The following is a 16,616-nucleotide window of genomic DNA, read 5'->3' on the forward strand; positions in this document are numbered from 1 at the left end:
CCGGGCAGCTGCAATCCTCCCGTCGCCATTTCTGGGACATCAATGATGGGCGCGCCAGTACACCTTATGAGTGTCTGCGGCGAGCGAGGCGATACAACACGGTGCCCGCCAGTACCGCGGCCACGGCCCCTGTCAGCGGTACCGAGGCCAACGTTGCATAGCTGATCGTAAGGCTGCCCATGGCGCCCCCAAGCGCGGTGCCCAGGTTGAAGGAAGCGATGTTCAACCCCGCCGCCACCGGGCTGTAGGCGGGAACCAAGCGCTGCGCCTGCTTGAGCAGACGCAGTGTCAGCAGGGTCACGATGCAGAAGAAACAGATGCCGAGCGTACCGATCAGCAGCATCATCATGGCCGGCATGCTGGCGAACACGTAGAGCCCGAGCAGATTCAACGCCAACGCGACCAGCGCCACCTGAAGGCTGCGCTCCCCGTCCATCGCATCGCCCAGCGCGCCCCCGAGCAGATTGCCTGCGATCGCACAGACGCCGAACAACAGCATGCCCAGGCTCAGCCACTGCACGCCCACACCGGTGATCTGCTGCAGGTACGGCGAGACGAAGGTGAAGAACGAGAACGTCGCGACGCTCACCAGCGCGCCGATCCCGGCCGTCGCCAGCAGCTGGGGATGGATGATGGCCTGGATGCCCTTCAATGCGCCGCCGCGGGACGAGGCCGAGCGGGCAGCCCCCCTCGGCATGCACAACGCCAGGCCCAGCATGCCGACCACGCTGAGGACGCCGATGGACAGGAAGACCACGCGCCACGACCAGAAACTGCCCAGGTACGTGCCGATCGGAACGCCGAACGCCAGCGCGAGGGTCAACCCGATCCACACAACCGACAGCGCCCGGCCGGATCGCTGCGGGTCCACGAGCCGGGTCGCCGCGTCGGAGGCGACCGCCATGAAGACCCCGTGGCCGAGGCCGACCACGAAGCGGATGGCCAGCAGTGTGATCAGATTGGGCGAGGCGCTCATCAGCAGGCTGCCCAGCCCGAGCAATGCCGTGGCCAGCAGCAGGATCTGCCGGTCCCGCCAGTGCGCGACCAGGGCGGTGATGAACGGTGCGCCGATGGCCGCGCCCAGTGCATAGGCGGCAATGGCCGTGCCGACGAGGGATATCCGCGCCCCCAGGTCATCGGCAATCGTGGTCAGCAATCCGGCGACCACGAACTCGGAGAGCCCGAACGCGAACGCGCACAGGGAAAACACATAGATAGCAGCAGGCATCGCAGGTCCTATACAGCAGAGCTGCGCAAGCCTAGTGCCTCGCCCTGTGCGGGTGAAGGACGGTTTACATACCGCAGCAAGACGCCGCGCGTCCTGTCACCTCAAGGCAGAGTAAGGGTCTGCAGGACTGCCTGTATCAACCGGTCGCGGATCGCTGAGGTCCGGGTCTCGTTCCACGCCATGAACAGGTCCAGCCGTGACACGTCCTCGGCCGCATCCACCTGGAGCGGCCGGAACACAACGTCCTCGCGCGTTTCCGTCGCCAGCGAAGCGGGCAGCAGCGCGATACCGAACCCCGCAGCCACCAATGCAATCAAGGTCTGCATCTGCCGGCCGTGCTGCACGATGTCGGGCACGAACCCGGCTGTCTGGCACAGGCCGATCAGCTGGTCATGAAATCCTTTGCCGAGTGTCCGGGGCGAGGCGACGAACGCTTCGTTGCTGAGCAATGCCAGGTCGATGCGCGCCTTCGCCGCCAGCGGATGACCGGCCGGCAGCGCGACGCAGATCCGTTCGCTCAGCAGCCTTTGCATGCGCAGGTGCGGCGTCGTGGTGCCCGGTGTCCGCATGAAGCCTATATCCACCTCTCCCTGCTCCAGGGCGTTGACCTGCTCCTGGGTGGTGGCCTCCCGCATCGTGAAGGCGATGCCCGGGTTGCGCTCTCGAAAGCGGCGCAGCGCCTGCAGCAACGAGGCATATGGGGCGATGTTGATGAAGGTCAGGGTCAGATGGCCCTCCATGCCCTGGGCCACGCGGCGCGTCTGCGCTACGCCGTCCTCCAGCGACTGCACGGTACGGCGCGCGGTTTCAAGAAAGGCAGCGCCCGCCGGTGTCAACGCGACGCTGCGAGGGGTGCGCTCGAACAACGGCGCTCCGACGGCGGCCTCCAGCTTGCGGATGGCCTGGCTCAGCGGCGGCTGCGCCATGTGCAGCCGCTCGGCGGCGCGATTGAAGTGCAGCTCCTCGGCCACGGCAATGAACTGTTGGAGCAGGCGGGTCTCTATCACTGAAACACCAGACCTCTTGAATACCGGGATTGAGGGTGTTCAACATACCAAATCGCTACATTGGCCAGAACGCGCCTGCGGGAGGGGCTGGTCATGATGCTGCTGCTCGTCAGCCATCATCGACGAGGGGCCGGACAGCGTTACTTCGTGGCGTCGCGCTCCGTCGCGTCAGCTTCGATCAGCTCCCGGCGCTGGGCCTCGATCCAGGCATCCCCGGCGGCACGTGCCTGGGCATCCCGTTCCTTGTTCTGCCGCTCGATTTCCTGATACTCCGCCCATACCTCGGGCGTGATCGTGTCGAGTCGATGGTCCGAACGCAGCGCGATCGAGGGAGAGGCGCCCGTGGAGACCGTGAAGTTGTCGAACAGCCATTGCCGTCGCTGCTCGGGCGGGGCATGCAGCAGGTCGGGTTCCGCATAGGTCTGCATCGGCAGGGTCTGCTCGGCGAGCGGGGTATCCGAAGAAATCCGTGCCAGCCTGACGACGAGGCGCTCATGGTCCCGGTCCTTCCGGTACAGGGCAACGGTGTCGCCGTCGATCCACAGCGCGTACCAGTACCCCGCGATGGGATGGACCTGGAAGGGCCGCTCACGGACCAGGATCAGATCGCCGGGATCTCTGTAAAGCGCCCGCCAGCCCGGCGCTGCCGGGCGGAGGCTGCAGTCGGCGGTCCCTTTCATGATCGTGTCCAGCGTCGGCGTGCCATTGCGTGCGACGAGCCGCGTCGTCCAGCAGCGTGACCCGTCACGGTTATGCGAGGCGATCAGCACCGCGTCTTCGTCCAGCACCACGGCATCGGTATGCACGAACTGATCGCCCGCCGCTTCAGGATCCTGCAGGAGCGCCGAGAATCCTTGGTCGGACAGCCTGTTGCCGTCCACGTACAGCACGTACGTCGTGTAGTGCTGATACTTGCTGACGTTGATGTCCAGTCGGCTTTCGGTCACGGCCACGACCTTCAGCGTGTCCGAGGAAAGCACGGTTTCCCTGTTGGTCCGGGCACATGCCGTCAACAGCGGCGCCGCACACACCAGCAGTGCGGCGGAACGCAGGAGGGAATCCAGTCTGAAACGCATCGCGCTGCGGCCTGCGGGTTTGGGGCGGACCCGTGCAAGCATATCCGCTTCGGCGACGCGTATCGGCCCGCGTTGCAGGCCTTCGTGGCGTTGTCGGCCAGCGCGGCACCGGGAAGGTGCCGCGCCGCCCTGCCCCGCTCGATCAGAAGCTGTAATCGAGCGACACACCCACGGTCCGCGGCTGCATCATCACCGCATTCCAGCGGCGGTACTGCTGCGCGCCGGCGGCAGGAATCGTCCTGCCGGCCGCCACGTAGATGTCCTTGTTGGTGAGGTTGGTGACGAAGAAGCGCACCGTCGTGTTCTGGCTGCTCACTTCGGCAGTCAGGTCAACGGTGGTGTAGCTGGGCAGGTCGAAGGACTGCGTCGCCGCCACCGATGCCGCACGCTCGCCGTAATAGCGCAGCGCGCCACCGACGCTCCAGCCCCATTCGCCGCTCGTCGGGAACTGGTAGTCGGCCTGCAGGCTGCCGGCCCACTCGGGCACCTGCGGCAGCTGGGCACCGGATTCGGCCTGGTTCGGGCCGCCCGGGCGCGCCGGGGGAATCGGCGCGGTCAGCTTCGCGTCGGTGTAGGTCAGGCTGCCGCTCAGGCGCAGGCCGTCGACGGGCATCAGCGCGCCGGTGAATTCAACGCCCTGGCTGCGTGCTTCGCCGCCATTGACGCCATAGGAGATGCCCTGCGCCGTGAGCAGGTTCAAGCGGATGTCATCCCAGTCGATCCGGAATGCCGCCACTTCCACCAGCGCACGACGATCCCAGAAGTGGCTCTTCAGGCCGGCTTCGTAGTTGATCAACGTGTCCGACTTGACCTGCGACGGCACCTCCGGGGCGGCCGGCAGGATGGGATTCGGGCTGCCGGCGCGGTAGCCGGTGGCCACGCGCACGTAGGCCATGGTGTCTTCGCCCAGGAACAGGCGCGGGCTGGCGCTCCAGGTGGTCACGCTTTCCGAAGAGTCGGTGATCCGCTGCACCCCGTCACCGCCCAGCGGACCGCCGAGGGTCTGGCGGAATTGCTGGTCATTGCGCGCATGGCGCACGCCCAGGGCCAGATCGAAGCGGTCGGTGAACTTCCAGGTGGCATTGCCGAACAGCGCCTTCTCTTTATACGTGGTCAGCACCGAGGCGGTGAACAGATCAAGCACCGGATTGAACGCCGGGCTCAATGCACTGCCGCGCTCGATGTAGGCGGCATCTTCATCGGTATAGAACGCGCCAAGCTGCCATTGCAGGCGACTGTCGCCCTTGGAGGTCAGGCGGAATTCCTGGGTCCACTTCTTCAGTTCGATATCCGTGTCCAGGCCGGCGTATGCCATCACCGGGCCCACGCCGGGCTTCTGGCCCAGCAACGGGATGTACTCCACCGACTGGTCCTGCAGGCGCCAGGAGTTGGATTTCATCCAGCTGCTGGCGGAAGTGAAGTCGGCCCAGCCCAGATCCCAGTCCACCGTCAGGCCGTACACGTCGTACTTGATCGTGCTCGGCTGCAGGAACAGATACTCGTTCGAGTAACCGGGCAGCTTCGGCTTGAAGGTGGCCGGGTCGAGCGCGACCGTCGCGAAATTGTCGCCCTTGTTTTCCTGGCGCATCGCGGTGAGCAGCACGTCCACCGTATCGGAGGCCTTCCACAGCAGCGAAAGGCGGCCGGCGTTCTGGTACACATCGTTGGTGTCGCGGCGATGCAGGACGCTGTTGTCGATCCAGCCCGGACTGGTCTGCTCGGCGTAGCTGGCGCGCAGGGCCAGCTGACCCTTCACCAGCGGCACATTGACGGCGGCGCGCTCGGAATGGCCCACCCGGCCGCCATCGTCGACAACGCGCATCGTGGCGCCGGCGCGGCCCGAGAAGTACTCCAGGTCCGGCCGTTTGGTCACGTATTTGACCACGCCGCCCAGTGCACTGGCACCGTACAGCGTGCCCTGCGGGCCGCGCAGCACTTCCACGTTCTGCACGTCGTACGGCAGCAGGTCGAACATGCCGGAGGTGGCGCCGGACAGTGAGCCATTGGCGGTCAGCGGCACGTCGTCGACGTAGATCGAGGTCGCGGCGGTGTTGCCCATCGGGGTGATGCCGCGGATCGAGATCGTCGAGCGGCCCGGCGCACCGAGGCTGGTGATCTGCAGGCCGGGAACCAGCCCGGCCAGGTCATTCATGTTGTTGACCTGGAGGCGGTCGAGCTGCTCTTCGCTGATGACGCTGATCGACATCGGGATATCGGTGACCACCTCCACGCGTTTCTGCGCGGTCGCGGTCACGGTGCCCAACGTATGTACGTCGTCGCGGTTGGGGTTCTCGGCGGCGACCTGTGCCAGTGCCGTGGCGCTGCAGCCCAGGGCCAGGATGCCTCCAGTGCAGGCCAGCGACAACGCGTTCATTCGGAGCGAACAGTGACTCATGTGATGAGACCTCGGTAGCGAAGCTGGACGCCGACGGCAATGGGCACGGAATGCGGCAGTCAGGGCACCCCGTCGTGCTGGGGTGGGGGCCGGCCTGGCAGTGACGCTCCTGGGATGAATGGCTATGTGTAAGCCCATGTAGGACACAATAGTCCTGTTCAGAGAACTGTCAATCCTGCGTCGCAGCATTGACATGAATTCATGCGCCAGGCGCGCCCCGAACCTCAGCGTCCAGCGCCCCAGACCGCTTCTTCACACCAGATCGTGCCGTCGCGATAGAGCACCCCGGGGGTGCGGTCCTGCTTGAGGAACGTGGGCCCGTCCAAGTCGACGAGATCGCACAACTGCCCGACCACGAAGCCCGGCGCAGCGCCCAGGCTGCTGCAGACCATGCAGCCGACCATGACGCCCAGCTCGGCCTCGCGTGCCGCGGCGGCGATCAGCAGCGCCTCGGTCAGGCCGCCGCATTTGTCGAGCTTGATGTTGAATACGTTGAAGCGACCCTTCAGGCCGTCGACATCGGCCAGGGTGAGCGCGCTTTCATCGGCGGCCAGAGGAATCGGCGACACGAATCCATCCAGATCGGCCTCGCGCCCGCGGGCCAGTGGCTGTTCGATCAGCGCCACATCGGCGTCCACCATCGCAGCCACCAGCCGCTCGAGATCGCCAACCTGGTAACCCTGATTGGCATCGACCCCCAGCCATACCTCGGGGCGCACGGCACGGATCGCTGCGACGCGTGCGATGTCCAGGTCGAGATCACCGGTCAATTTGACCTTGATCGAACGCGCCTGGCGATACGCGACGGCGGCGGCCGCCATGGCCGCGGGCTCATCGGCGCCGACCGTGAAGGTCGTGGGGAGCGGCCGCGGCGGGGGCAGCCCGGCAAGCGCCCAGACGGGCTTGCCCGCCTGCTTGGACTCCAGCTCCCAGAGGGCGGCATCCACCGCGTTGCGTGCGCCACCGGCTGGCAGGATCGTGCGCAGTTCCTCGCGCGTGGGGTGTGCCTCGATGGCATCACGCACCGCTTCGAGCTGGATGCGCATGGTCTCGATGTCTTCGCCCAGGTAATAGACGCCGGTCGCCTCACCGCGGCCGATGTGCGTGCCGTCATCCAGGGTGACAAGGCAGGCCAGCCGACTGTCGAAGACGTGGCTGGCGATGCGGAACGGCGCGGCCAGGCGCAGCGCGTCAACCGCGATGCCGAGGGTGAGGCGGGCCATCAGGCGTTCACTCCGGATGCGACCACGTCACGCGCCACAGCGGGCGTTGCCAACAGCTTGATCGAGTACATCTGGTTTCCCTGCCTCAAGGTGAGTAATTCTCACATTGAGACATTAGTTCTCCGGAAAGAGAACTGTCAATGGGCGCCGTGTCCGGCGCCCCCTCCCTCGTGACGCGTTACGGATTACTTCGCAGGTGCCGGGGCCGGTGCAAGTGCGGCCGCGATCTGCGACAGATACTTGTTCCAGTCGAACTTCTGCCCTTCCGGCGTCCAGCCCAGACGCACGATCACCGCATCCTGCGAAGGAATCACCGCCATGATCTGATGGTTGTGGCCCATCGCCATGAAGGCATCGGGTGGCACGTCCTGCAGCACCTTTCGACCTTCTTCTGCAGCCGCGGGCCGGTTCAACCACAGCTGCGCGCCGTAGGAGGGGCGCGTTGATGCCGGCGTGGGCGTCATCGCGAACTGGAGCCATTCCGGCGACAGCAGCCGCTTGCCACCGGCCTCGCCGTGGTTCAGATGCAGCAGCCCATAGCGTGCCCAATCCCGCGCCGTTGCATATCCATAGGAGCTGCCGACCAGCACACCGGACTCATCCGGCTCGATCAGCGCGCTGCGCATGCCGGCCGGCTCGAACAACCGTGTCTGTGCAAATCGGGTCATGCCCTCCAGAGTGCCGCCGGTGGCCTCGAAGACGATCCGCGAGAGGATGTTGGTCGTGCCCGAGGAATAGCTCCAGTGCGTGCCTGGCGCATGTTCAAGCGGCATCGCGGCGGCCAGCGCGCCCATGTCACCGGCTTCGAACAGCATCTTGATCGATTCGTTGCCGGGCTTGTAGCTCTCGACGAAGGCCAACCCGCTCGACATCGTCAGCAGCTGGCGCAGCGTGATCGCGCCACGTGGATCGCCTTCGCCCTTCCATTCCGGCACCGGGGCGGGGTCATCCAGCTTGAGCACGCCGTCATCCACCAGCAGGCCAACCAGCGTGCCCATGATGCTTTTGGTGGCCGACCAGCCCAGCATGCGGGTGTTCTGGTTGAAGCCGGGCGCGTAACGCTCGGCAACGATCGCCCCACCCTGCACCACCACGATCGCACGGGTGTCCGGGTAACCGCCCACGTTCTGCTCATCGAAGGCCGCACTCACGGCCGCGTCCAGTGCGGCACGGTCGAGCTTCGCTTCTGCGGCGGCCTGCAGCGCCGGCACCGGGCGGTCGCCCTGCGGCCACGGCCGCGCCGCCAGTGGCGATAGTGGCGTGAGCTGGGCCGCCTGGGCCTTGAGCGCGGTGAGCGGCACGTCGCCCGTGGTCAGCGTGCAGCCGACCGCCGGGCGATGCAACGCCGTCCGGGTGGCCGTACCAGGCGCGGAGGCGGTGACCGTGCCTGCCTTGCGATCGACCGCCAGCGCCACCGTCCTGGTGAACGGCGCCAGTGCGTGGATGTCATCGCGCAGCACGTCGGCCTTAGCGCGGTTGGCCACGAAAATGCCGGCGCAGGCGATCTGTGCCGAGACCGCGGTGCCCAGATCCTCCGCGCTGGTGATCGGTGGTGCGGCGGCCAGTGCCGGCGCGGAGGCGGCGAGCGCCAGAGAGAGAAGACTCCAGCCGGAGGCGTGTCGGATCATGAGGTGTGTCCTGTGTCTGTTGAGGCGCGCACGTGGATCACCGCGCGCGGCATGGGTGGCGCAGCGCAGAGCCCGCCCGGGCGCCGGTGTGCTTGCCGCCCTCGAAGCTCACCACACCGTTGACGATCACGGTTTCGATGCCGGTCGGCGCGCCGGCGGGCGCATCCCAGCTCGCCACATCGTCCAGCGTGTCCAGATCGAACAGCACGATATCGGCGCGCATGCCCTCGCGGATCAACCCGCGATCGCTCAACCCCATCCGCTGTGCGGGCCAGCTGGTCATCTTGCGGACCGCGTCTTCCAGCGTCAGCACATGGCGCCGCTTGACGTACTCGGCGAGGATGCGTGGGAAAGTGCCGTACGCGCGCGGGTGCGGCAGGCCGATGGCACCGTCGCTGCCGTAGTTCACCGCCGCGGCGGCATCACTGCCGATGCTGACCCAGGGTTGGCGCAGCGCGAGCTGCACATCCTCTTCGCTGATCATGAAATACAGCGCGACCGCCCGGTTGGGCAGCCCTTCAAGCGCGATGTCCCAGGCCGCATCGGCCGGATCCAGATTCAGCTCGGCACCGATCTCGGCCAGCGTCTTGCCATGGAAGCGACGGTACTTGTCACTGAAGCTGTTGGCCAGGCGCACGTTCTGGAAGCCACCCGATGCATGCACCAGGTTCGACCAGCCCGGCATCGAACCGGCGGCGACCTCCTTCTTCATGCGCTCGCGCACCTTGGGATCGCGCACGCGCTCGATACCTTTCTCAAGCCCGTCGGCCCAGACCCAGCTCGGCGCGATGATTTCCAGCCCGGTGCCGCCGGCGGTGTAGGGATACAGATCGGCGGCTACATCGACGCCACGGTCCCGCGCGGCATTGATCGTCGCCAGTGCCTGCGGCATCAGCTTGCCCCACTCCGGCGCATAGGCAGCCTTCAAGTGGAAGATCTCCACCTTGACCCCGCCCTTCTCACCAATCTCGATCGCTTCCTCGATCGCCTTGACCACGCCCTCGCTCTCATCACGCATATGCGTGGCGTAGAAGCCGTCGCATTGCGCGGCCACCTTGGCCAGCGAGATCAGATCCGAGGTGCTCTGAAAGCTGCTGGGTGCATAGATCAAGGCGCTGGAGATACCGAACGCGCCGGCCTCCATCGCGATCTTCACCTGCTCGCCCATGGCATCCAGCTGCTTGCTGGTCGGCGCACCGGCGGCATCGCCCATGACATGCACGCGGGCCTGGGTGGAGGAGTAGTACGTGCCGAAGTTGACCGCGATACCCTGCGTTTCAAGCTGCTTGAAGTAGCCCGGCATGCCCGCCGCAGGCACCGGCGGTCCGCCCTCGCCGCCGATCAGCGTGGTCACGCCCATCCGCAGCTTGTTCTCCGCCGCGCCATCCTTGAGCAGCGCCGCGCCGGACTGATCCATCATGTCGATGAAGCCGGGCGACACATAGCGCCCCGTCGCGTCGATCTCGCGGGTGCCCTGCCCGGGGACCTGACCCACCCGGACCACGCGCCCCTCCTTGACCGCCACATCGGCACGGACCCACGGATTGCCGGCGCCGTCGAGGACGCGTCCACCGCGGATCACCAGGTCATAGTCGGCGGCGGCCGCATTGGCGGCGAACAGCATCGATACGCCCGCCCAGAGCAGGGTGCGCTTCATCATTTCATCTCCTTGTCGGTGCGCGCCTGCGCACGCACGTCATCCACGACCTCGCGAACCGCATCCACGACGCGGTCAGGCTGATCGATCTGGATGTAGTGACCGGAATCGCTCACGATCTGTTGCTGCCCACGGCTGGACAGGGCTGCCTGCTCGGCATGCAGGGTGCGCCATTCCTGCTTGAACCGCGCGCCCTCCTCCGCCGTCAGGCCCATCTTCTTCAGCTCGTCGGGCTTGAACGGTTTCAACGCGGTCAGCACGATCACCGGGCGGTCGCCAAACGACGTGACCGCGCGGGCATCGTCCATGGTGCTGTCGAAGCCGTCGAGTTCAGCGGTCGCGCCCGTGACCGAGGCACTGGAGAAGGCAGTGATCTCCGCGGCCTCATCCTTCGGGCGTGGGCCATGATCGGCGCGCGAGAACAGGAAGCGCACCAGGCCGGTCCGCGATAGTGTGGTGGCCGTATGCATCAACAGCGACACCTTCTTCGGGTGGACATCGATGCTCACCACGCTGCCGAGCCGGGCGATCTGATCCGGGTGCGAGGGGTCGACCATCACCAGCCCGGCAACCTGCTCGCCGTAGCGCCCCACATAGGTGCGGATGTACGGCCCGCCGATGGAGTGGCCGACCAGCACCAGCGGATCGGTGATGCCCGCGCCTTTCAACAGGGCATGCAGGTCATCGGCCACGGCCGACGCACGCTGCGGGGTGTCCTTCGCATCGCTGCGCATGATGCCGGCGCGGTCGTAGGCACAGGCGCGGGTGAAGCCGGCGATCCGGTCGTGCACCCGGGTCCAGTCCATCGTGCCGCCCGTGCCGAGGCCGGACTCGAAGATCACGGTCGGGGTGCCACTGCCGCGACACTCGATATGCATCTGGCGTCCGCCGATATCGACCATCTGGCCGCGCAGCGGGTGGTCCACCTCTGCATTGCGGCGCGCCAGCGCCTCGTATACCACCCCGACCAGGGGGAGAAGGATCACGAGCGCGAGCAGACCCAGCAGGATCCACTTCACCCATCGCCAAAACCGCCGCCAACCCTTTACTGCTGTCATGTCGTGCTCTCTTGAATGGCGTACTGAAGCGCGTGCCGCCCCGCGGATCCGGCCCGGGGAGCGTTCAAGGGAGGACTGACCCATGCGGCAGGCAATCATCCCGAATGGGATATAAACGTCCTGATGGGAGAATTGTCAATGTGCGGTGCGCCACCCCGCTGTCGTTTGGGGCGAGGTTGAGCGCGCAGATCACACGGGGGCAAAGACGATGGCGGTATCGATGCCGGGCTGATCGCCTTATTCGGCGGGCGGAATCGCCGGGATGTGCATGGTGTCGACGGGCCTCTGCCGCCCGCCGATCTCGAACTTCAGCGGCATCCGGATACGATCGGCCACCGGCATCCGCACGCGTTGGCGTTCTCCGCTTTGCAATGCAGTTCAGCCAGGCTGACCCGGGCATTGGCCACGGTGCAGCTCTCGTCCAACATGGGCTGTGCCGATGCAGTTGTGGCGGCGAGGTAGATAATGACGGCCAACGTGCCTGCAGTGATGTAGCGCTTGTCCACGGTCAGTCCATTGATGGGCAAAGACAACAAGGGTACCGACATGTGTGAAGACCCGCACTTCACGCGGCGCACACTACCCTCTTGCCGTCACACCCCATGGAGCTGCCCCCTCGTGAGCCGGCATTGGCCGCCAACGCGCGCGTTAAAAGGACTTACCAGTCTCCCCCTGATGCTCTGCAGTGCGTTTGCAGCCGCCCAGGTCGCGCCCGACGGCGCTGCAATCCCGGCATTGGACTGGCAACAGTCGCACCAGCGGCTGGAGCAGGTCTCCGATGCCTTGGCCGCCGCGGACGCGTCGGTGCGCAACAAGCAGGACCTGCAGGACGCCACCCGGCTGCTGCGCCTGCCGGAGATCACCGGTGAAGTGCGCCGCCTGCAGTTCCAGAAGACGCTGACCCTGCCCCTCGGTTCGCTGGCCCCGGTGGCCGAGGCGTTCGGTATCGACTCGCCGCTGCAGTTCACCGAGCGCGATTGGCGCACCCGCCCGGTGGTCACGGCGGTGTTGCCGCTGTACACCGGTGGGTTGATCCCTGCCGCCCAGCAGGCCGCGGCAGGCGCGACCGACCAGGCCAGCGCCGAGCGCGAATCGCAGCGCCAGTCGCTGAGCGTGCAGCTGGTCCAGGCCTATTTCGGCCAGCGTCTTGCCGAGCAGGCCGTAGACGTGCGCCGCGAGGTGCGCGATGGGCTGCAGCGTCACCTTGATGATGCGATGAAGCTGGAACGCGAGGGCTTCGCCACCCGCGCCCAGCGGCTGCAGGCCAACGTGGCCCGCGACAAGGCCGAGCGCGAGTATCAGAAATCGCTGAATGATCTGCAGACCCTGAAAGCGGCACTGGCCACGCTGTTGCGCAGCGGCGGTGAAGTCCGGCCGCTGTCGCCTCTGTTCGTGCATCGCGCGCCGATCGGTGCGCTGCCCACCTTCGAACGCGATGCACAGGCCCGGCAGCCGCAGATTGCCCGGCTGCGGGCCGTGGTGGCGCAGGCCGAACAAGGCGTGCGTGTGCAGCAGGCCAAGCTCAAGCCAACCATCTTCCTGTTCGGCCAGTACGATTTCCGCCGCCGCGACGAGATGCTCACCGACCCGGACTGGGCATTCGGCATCGGCCTGAAGTACACCTTCCTCTCCCCCACCTCGCGCCCCGCCCAGATCAGCGCCGCCCGCGCGCAGCAGGATCAGGCCGAAGCCGGCCTGCGCGAGGCCGAGAACCAGGTGACGCTGGGCGTGCGCAAGGCCTGGTACGAACTGGATACCGCCCGCCAGCAGTACCTGCTGCTGGACAGCAGCATCGAACAGAACCGCGAAAACCTGCGCCTGCAGGAGCTGGCCTTCCGCGAGGGCCAGGCCACCTCGCTGGATGTGATCGATGCACGCCTGGGGCTGGGCGGCGCGCAGGTGGAACGCGCACAGGCTGCCTATCAATATGACGTGGCGCTGGCCCAGCTGTTGGAGATCAGTGGACAGATGGACCGATATGAAGAATTCCGCCGCCGGGGCGACGAGGTGATCACGCATGAATGACACATTGCAGGCACCGGCCGACGCGCCGCCGCCGAAAAAACGCAAGGTCGGCCTCCTCATCGGGCTGGTGCTGGCGATCGTGGTGGTGGTCGGGCTGTGGCTGGCCTGGCGCACCCCGGCCGAACAGTTGCAGGGCATGGCCGACGCCGACACCATCAACGTGGCCGCGAAGATCACCGCCCGGCTGGCCGAGCTGAAGGTACGCGAGGGTGACCGGGTCGCCGCCGGTCAGGTGCTGTTCGTGCTGGACAGCCCGGAAGTCGCTGCCAAGGAGGAACAGGCGCACGGTGCACTCGAAGCGGCGCGTGCGGTGGCCGACAAAGCCGATGAAGGCGCGCGCAGCGAGGACATCCGCGCCGCGCAGGCCAACTGGAAACGTGCCGAGGCCGGTGCCACCCTGGCCGATGCGACCTATCAGCGCGTGCAGAACCTCTTCAACGAAGGGGTGATGACCCGCCAGAAACGTGATGAAGCACTGGCCCAGGCGCGCAGCTCGCGCGAGCTGGCCAATGCCGCACGCGCCCAGTACGACCAGGCACTGGCGGGCGCACGCGACCAGGACAAGCGCGCCGCACAGGGTCAGGTGCGCCAGGCGCAGGGCGCGGTTGCCGAAGTGAACGCCGCCCGCGAGGAGGTCAATGGCCGCGCGCCCGTGGCCGGCGAGATCAACAAGCGCATGTCGGATATCGGCGAGCTGGTGCCGGCCGGCTACCCGGTCTTCACGCTGGTCGACATCGACCGCATGTGGGTCTCGGTGAACCTGCGCGAATCGCAGATGCGGGGCCTGAAGGTCGGCGCCCGTCTGCGCGGCACGGTGCCCGCGCTGGATCGTGATGCGGAATTCGAGGTGTATTTCATCAATCCCGCCGGTGACTACGCCACGTGGCGTGCCACCCGGCAGTCCTCCGGGTATGACGTGCGCAGCTTCGAAATCCGGCTGCGCCCGGTCGCCCCGGTGGAAGGCTTCCGCCCCGGGATGAGCGTGTTGTTCGGGTGGCCGCAGGGATGAGCCGGCCGGTGTGGGCGAGCGCTGCGGCGTCGTTCCAGCGCGAGCTTCAGCACCTGCGCCGCGATCGTGCCGATCTGCTGCTGATCACCCTGCTGCCGGCGCTGATGCTGGGCGTGATGGCCTGGCTGTTTGCCGCCTCGGTGATGCGCGATATCCCCATCGCCATCGTCGACCTGGACCGCAGCGCGGAAAGCAGACAGCTGGCCCGCATGCTCGATGCCAGTCCCGGCGTCAGCGTGGCCAGCCAGCCGTCCAGCCTGGCCGAGGCGCAATCGCAGCTGCGCCGGTTGGACGTCTTTGCAGTCGTACTGGTGCCGCGCGATGCCACGCGGCAGGCACTGCGCGGCGAACAGGGCACGGTGTTCGCGTACTACAACGCCACCTACCTCACCACCGGCCAATCGGCCGTGCGCGATATCGTCGAAGCGGTCAGCGCCTGGAATGCGCGGCTGCTGGGCGAGCGCATCGGCAAGCAGGTGGGCCCGGGCAAGCTGCGCGCGCCGCCGATCGCGGTGCAGTCGGACATCCTGCACAACCCGGCGCGCAGCTATGAGTTGTTCCTGCTGCCCTTGCTGTTCCCGGCCGTGCTGTCGCTGGGGCTGGCATTGACGGTCGCGGCCAGTCTGGGGCGCGAAGTGCGTGACGGGCACCTGCGCGAATGGCTCGGCGATGCCCCATGGTCGGCGATCGCCGGCAAGGTCGTGCCGTACGTGCTGCTGTTCTCGGTCTACGGTGCGCTTGGGGTGCTTTACCTTGCCCTGCTCCGTGGCGACGGCATCGCCGGCAGTGCCCTGCTGCTGATGTTGGGGCAGCCGCTGTTCTACCTGGCCTGCGCGGCGGTGGCCCTGCTGTTCGTCGGGCTCACCCGGGACATGGGCACGTCACTGTCGGCGATCGGCTTGAGCATCGGTACCGCGCTGGCGTTTTCCGGGGCCACGTTCCCGGTGGTCGATGCGCCGCTGTTCACCCGTATCTGGAATCTCCTGCTGCCGCTGACCGCCTACGTAAAGCTGCAGACCCAGCAGCAGTTCGTCGGCGCGCCGTGGAGTGTCTCGCTGTGGCCGCTGGGCACGCTGCTGCTGATGGTGCTGGTGGCCGGTGGCATCGGTGGCTGGCGATTGATGGCGGCCGCGCGCAACGCCGATCCGGTGCTGCCGGGTGCACCGCGCGAGACCCGTGCATGAAGCGCTTCGTCGACAGCCTGCGCCTGACCCTGCGCACGGTGCTTACCGATCGCTATGCCGTCGTGCTGATGGTCGGCGCGGTAGTGCTGTACTCGTTCTTCTACCCGGCCGCCTACCGCCACCAGGTGGCCAGCAACCTGCCCATCGTGGTGGTCGACCATGATCAGAGCGCCACCAGTCGGGAATTGCTGCGCCGGGTGGACGCGCTGCACACGGTACGCATCGTGGATCAGCCGGCCAGCATCGACCAGGCCCGCGACGAGATGGAGGCCGGCAGGGCCGAGGGCATTCTGCTGATTCCGGCCAACCTTGAACGGGACGTCCTGCGCGGCGGCCACGGCTATCTGGTGTTGATGGGCAACGGTGCCTACCTTGGCCGCGCCAGTTGGGTGCTCGGCGGCGTGGCCGAGGCCCTGACCGCGTTCGCGCGCGAGGCGGCCGTGTCCCAGGCGGCGTTCATGGGGGCACCCCAGGCACCGCCGATCACGTTGGTGCAGCGGCCGCTGTTCAACACGCAGGAAGGGTACGGCAGCGCCATCGTGCCCGGCGTGGCCGAGCTGATCGTGCATCAGACGCTGCTGATGGGCATCGGCGTGCTGCTTGGCGCCCGGCGGTTGGCGCTGGGTCGGCGCCTGCGTTTCGATCTGCCCACATTGGCCGGCATGGCGGTGGGCTTCGGTGCCATCGGCCTGCTCGGGCTGCTCTATTACGCCGGTTTCACCGCGTGGGTGCAGGATTACCCGCGCGGTGGCAATCCACTCGGGCAGCTGCTGGGCGGCACCTTGTTCATCGCCGCCACGGTGGCATTCGGTTTGTTCGTCGGCAGTTTCTTCGCTACCCGCGAGCGTGCGTTCCAGGTCGTGATCGCCTGCTCGATACCGTTGTTCTTCCTGGCCAACCTGTCCTGGCCGGCGGTCACTTCGCCGCCGGCGCTGGTCGCGCTGGCGCACCTGCTGCCCACCACCCCCGGCATCAACCTGATGGTGCGGTTGAATCAGATGGATGCCCGCCTGGGTGAAGTCAGCCACGAGCTCTGGACATTGCTCGCGCTGCTGGTGCTGTACGGGGGTCTGGCGATATGGCGGCTGGGTGCCCGCAGGTCGAACTGATCCTGGGCCTCGCTGGA

The 16,616-nt window shown here is 66.8% G+C and carries 13 protein-coding genes; 4 read left to right on the forward strand and 9 right to left on the reverse strand.

All coding sequences use genetic code 11. The features are described 5' to 3' along the window. Positions 1–64 precede the first annotated feature (64 nt). The 9 genes from AC1DIQ_RS05300 to AC1DIQ_RS05340 all read right to left on the reverse strand — a co-directional run bounded on the left by AC1DIQ_RS05300 (position 65) and on the right by AC1DIQ_RS05340 (position 11,778). Positions 65–1,228: an MFS transporter gene (locus AC1DIQ_RS05300; RefSeq protein WP_478049572.1), complete on the reverse strand. Its 1,164-nt coding sequence runs from the start codon at positions 1,226–1,228 to the stop codon at positions 65–67. A 101-nt stretch (positions 1,229–1,329) separates the two neighbouring features. Next, complete coding sequence (locus tag AC1DIQ_RS05305) at positions 1,330–2,235, reverse strand: LysR substrate-binding domain-containing protein (RefSeq protein ID WP_282263060.1); 906 nt, start codon at positions 2,233–2,235, stop codon at positions 1,330–1,332. A 140-nt stretch (positions 2,236–2,375) separates the two neighbouring features. Further along, positions 2,376–3,353 (reverse strand): hypothetical protein, encoded by a 978-nt coding sequence (locus AC1DIQ_RS05310; RefSeq protein ID WP_478049573.1) that lies wholly within the window; start codon positions 3,351–3,353, stop codon positions 2,376–2,378. A 100-nt stretch (positions 3,354–3,453) separates the two neighbouring features. Then, the gene (locus AC1DIQ_RS05315; RefSeq protein WP_478049574.1) at positions 3,454–5,685 is read right to left on the reverse strand and encodes a TonB-dependent receptor; all 2,232 of its coding nucleotides are present in this window, start codon (positions 5,683–5,685) and stop codon (positions 3,454–3,456) included. Between the two features lie 245 nt (positions 5,686–5,930). Continuing rightward, positions 5,931–6,929, reverse strand: a complete 999-nt coding sequence (locus tag AC1DIQ_RS05320) for a dipeptide epimerase (RefSeq protein ID WP_478049575.1) — start codon at positions 6,927–6,929, stop codon at positions 5,931–5,933. A gap of 185 nt (positions 6,930–7,114) precedes the next feature. After that, on the reverse strand, positions 7,115–8,557 hold the full coding sequence (locus tag AC1DIQ_RS05325; protein ID WP_478049576.1) for a serine hydrolase domain-containing protein: 1,443 nt from the start codon (positions 8,555–8,557) through the stop codon (positions 7,115–7,117). Positions 8,558–8,594: 37 nt separating this feature from the next. Then, positions 8,595–10,214, reverse strand: a complete 1,620-nt coding sequence (locus AC1DIQ_RS05330) for an N-acyl-D-amino-acid deacylase family protein (RefSeq protein ID WP_121036857.1) — start codon at positions 10,212–10,214, stop codon at positions 8,595–8,597. Beyond that, positions 10,214–11,233, reverse strand: coding sequence for an alpha/beta fold hydrolase (locus tag AC1DIQ_RS05335; RefSeq protein WP_478049577.1), 1,020 nt, complete (start codon positions 11,231–11,233; stop codon positions 10,214–10,216). The genes AC1DIQ_RS05330 and AC1DIQ_RS05335 overlap by 1 nt, the downstream gene beginning before the upstream one ends. Before the next feature lie 347 nt (positions 11,234–11,580). Beyond that, positions 11,581–11,778, reverse strand: coding sequence for a hypothetical protein (locus tag AC1DIQ_RS05340; protein WP_147433827.1), 198 nt, complete (start codon positions 11,776–11,778; stop codon positions 11,581–11,583). A 169-nt stretch (positions 11,779–11,947) separates the two neighbouring features. Here AC1DIQ_RS05340 and AC1DIQ_RS05345 point away from each other — a divergent pair, with 169 nt between their 5' ends. From AC1DIQ_RS05345 to AC1DIQ_RS05360, 4 genes are read left to right on the forward strand one after another with little or no spacing between them, the layout of a single operon-like run. Next, positions 11,948–13,297, forward strand: a complete 1,350-nt coding sequence (locus AC1DIQ_RS05345; protein WP_226956661.1) for a TolC family protein — start codon at positions 11,948–11,950, stop codon at positions 13,295–13,297. Beyond that, positions 13,290–14,306 carry an HlyD family secretion protein gene (locus AC1DIQ_RS05350; RefSeq protein ID WP_121036860.1) on the forward strand — a complete coding sequence of 339 codons (1,017 nt, stop codon included), beginning with the start codon at positions 13,290–13,292 and terminating at the stop codon, positions 14,304–14,306. The genes AC1DIQ_RS05345 and AC1DIQ_RS05350 overlap by 8 nt, the downstream gene beginning before the upstream one ends. Then, positions 14,303–15,490 (forward strand): ABC transporter permease, encoded by a 1,188-nt coding sequence (locus AC1DIQ_RS05355; RefSeq protein WP_478049578.1) that lies wholly within the window; start codon positions 14,303–14,305, stop codon positions 15,488–15,490. Before AC1DIQ_RS05350 ends, AC1DIQ_RS05355 begins: the two co-directional genes overlap by 4 nt. Then, the gene (locus AC1DIQ_RS05360) at positions 15,487–16,599 is read left to right on the forward strand and encodes an ABC transporter permease (RefSeq protein WP_152153148.1); all 1,113 of its coding nucleotides are present in this window, start codon (positions 15,487–15,489) and stop codon (positions 16,597–16,599) included. Before AC1DIQ_RS05355 ends, AC1DIQ_RS05360 begins: the two co-directional genes overlap by 4 nt. Positions 16,600–16,616 lie beyond the last annotated feature (17 nt).

Source organism: Stenotrophomonas sp. 05L413 (assembly GCF_056397945.1).